This window comes from Brevundimonas sp., assembly GCF_031082345.1.
Lineage (GTDB): Bacteria > Pseudomonadota > Alphaproteobacteria > Caulobacterales > Caulobacteraceae > Brevundimonas.
Genome location: NZ_JAVHLH010000351.1, coordinates 1 through 2,065 on the forward strand (window position 1 = coordinate 1; position 2,065 = coordinate 2,065).

2 protein-coding genes are annotated in these 2,065 nt (G+C 66.9%); both read right to left on the reverse strand.

The genetic code is table 11. The features are described from left to right. Positions 1–1,117, reverse strand: a 1,117-nt coding sequence (gene rlmN / locus RDU12_RS15170; protein ID WP_308685467.1) for a 23S rRNA (adenine(2503)-C(2))-methyltransferase RlmN, incomplete at its 3' end; no start/stop codon positions are given. 489 nt (positions 1,118–1,606) lie between these two features. Next, positions 1,607–2,014 (reverse strand): metallopeptidase family protein, encoded by a 408-nt coding sequence (locus RDU12_RS15175; protein WP_300292711.1) that lies wholly within the window; start codon positions 2,012–2,014, stop codon positions 1,607–1,609. Positions 2,015–2,065: the final 51 nt, after the last annotated feature.

Consider the following 2,065-nt stretch of genomic DNA (forward strand, 5'->3'; position numbering starts at 1 on the left):
TCTTCTTCTCCGACGCGGATTTCAGCTGTCCACACGCCGCCATGATGTCGCGGCCGCGCGGGGTGCGGATCGGCGAGGCGTAGCCGGCCTTGTTGAGGATGGCCGCGAACCGTTCGATGGTCTTCCAGTCCGAGCATTCGTAGTCCGTGCCCGGCCACGGGTTGAACGGGATCAGGTTCACCTTGGCAGGAATGCCCTCGATCAGTTTCAGCAGGGCGCGGGCTTCTTCGGGGCTGTCGTTGACGCCCTTCAGCATCACATATTCGAAGGTCACGCGGCGGGCGTTGGACAGGCCCGGATAGGCGCGGATGCCGGCCATCAGCTGGGCCAGGTCGTATTTCTTGTTGAGCGGCACCAGCACGTCGCGCAGGGCGTCGTTGGTGGCGTGCAGGCTGATCGCCAGCATGGCCTGGGTGCGGGTTCCGAGTGCGTCGAGCTGGGGCACCACGCCCGAGGTCGAGACGGTGATCCGGCGCCGCGACAGGGCGATGCCTTCATTGTCGGAGATGATGTCGATGGCGTTGGCGACGTGGTCGAGATTGTAGAGCGGCTCGCCCATGCCCATGAAGACGATGTTGGACAGGCGGCGGTCTTCCTTGGGCGAGGGCCATTCGCCGAGGTCGTCGCGGGCGACCTGGACCTGGGCCACGATCTCGGCGGCGGTCAGGTTGCGGACCAGCTTCTGGGTGCCGGTGTGGCAGAAGGTGCAGTTCAGGGTGCAGCCGACCTGGCTGGACACGCACAGGGCGCCGGCGCGGCCGACGTCCGGGATGTAGACGGTCTCGATCTCGATGCCCGGGGCGGTGCGGATCAGCCATTTGCGGGTGCCGTCCTGCGACACCTGACGCTCGACGATCTCGGGGCGGGCGAGGGTGAAATGCTCGGCCAGCTTGGCCTGCATGTCCTTGGCGACATTGCTCATCGCCGCGAAGTCGGTGACGCCATAGTGATGCATCCAGCCCCAGATCTGGCTGGCGCGCATCTTCGCCTTCTCGGGCGGGCAGACCCCGGCGTCGATCAGCGCCTGACGCAGCTCGTCGCGCGTCAGACCGGACAGGTTGACGGGCGCCGTCGAAACGGCGGCTGGCGTGCGCGAAAGATCGAGCGTGAGGCTCAAGGGGACATCCTTGGGTGGCGGGAGGCGCGGCTTATACCACAGATCGGGAAGGATTTAAGGCGGGGGGGCGCCGCCTCGGGTCAGTCCAGGTTTCATCCGGATGAAAATAGAAAACACCGTCCGAACCGTCCGAACCGTCCGATCCGTGCGGATTGCGGAAGCGTCGCCTTGGCGGCGGCGCGGGAATCGATTGTCAAAGACCGGGCCGATCCTACCACCGCCGCGCCCTGCGGCGGATTCAGGACGCTGGGGGGAGGGCGGTACTGAGCGAAAACAGCGGGTTGGCCGGTGAGAGTGTGATGGCTGGCGGCGGATTTGCAGCGCAACAATCCTGCTTCCTTCTCCCCTCCGGGGGAGAAGGTGGCCCGGTAGGGTCGGATGAGGGGGATGTTCAAGGGAAGCTGGCTGGCGGCGAGTCAGGAGCCGGCTCACCCCTCATCCGCCCCTCCGGGGCACCTTCTCCCTCAAGGGGAGAAGGATGCGTCCTCCTCAATCCGCCGCATCCTCGATGTGATGGATCTGGTCGTCGTCGAGGCCGAAATGGTGGCCGATCTCGTGGATCAGGACGTGGGCGATGATCTCCGACAGGCCGACGTCGCCGCGCTCGCACCATTCGTCGAGGATGGGGCGGCGGTAGAGGAAGATGCGTGAGGCTTCGGGCGCCGGGCCCAGGCCCTCGCGGCGGCCGACGTCGACGCCGTGATAGAGGCCGGTCAGCTCGAACGGATCCTCCATCTCCATCATCGCCAGGGTCTCCTCGTCGGCGAAGTCGTCGACGCGGATGACCACGTCGCCGGCCAGCGAGCGGAACGGCTCGGGCAGGCCGTCGAACGCCTCGCGCGCCAGCCGGGCGAAGTCGTCGAGGGAGGGGGCGAGTTGGTCGTTCCAGTCGGTCATCAGGTCCAGGGGCGAGGGGCGATGGGCGAGGGGCGAGGGGCGAGGGGCGAG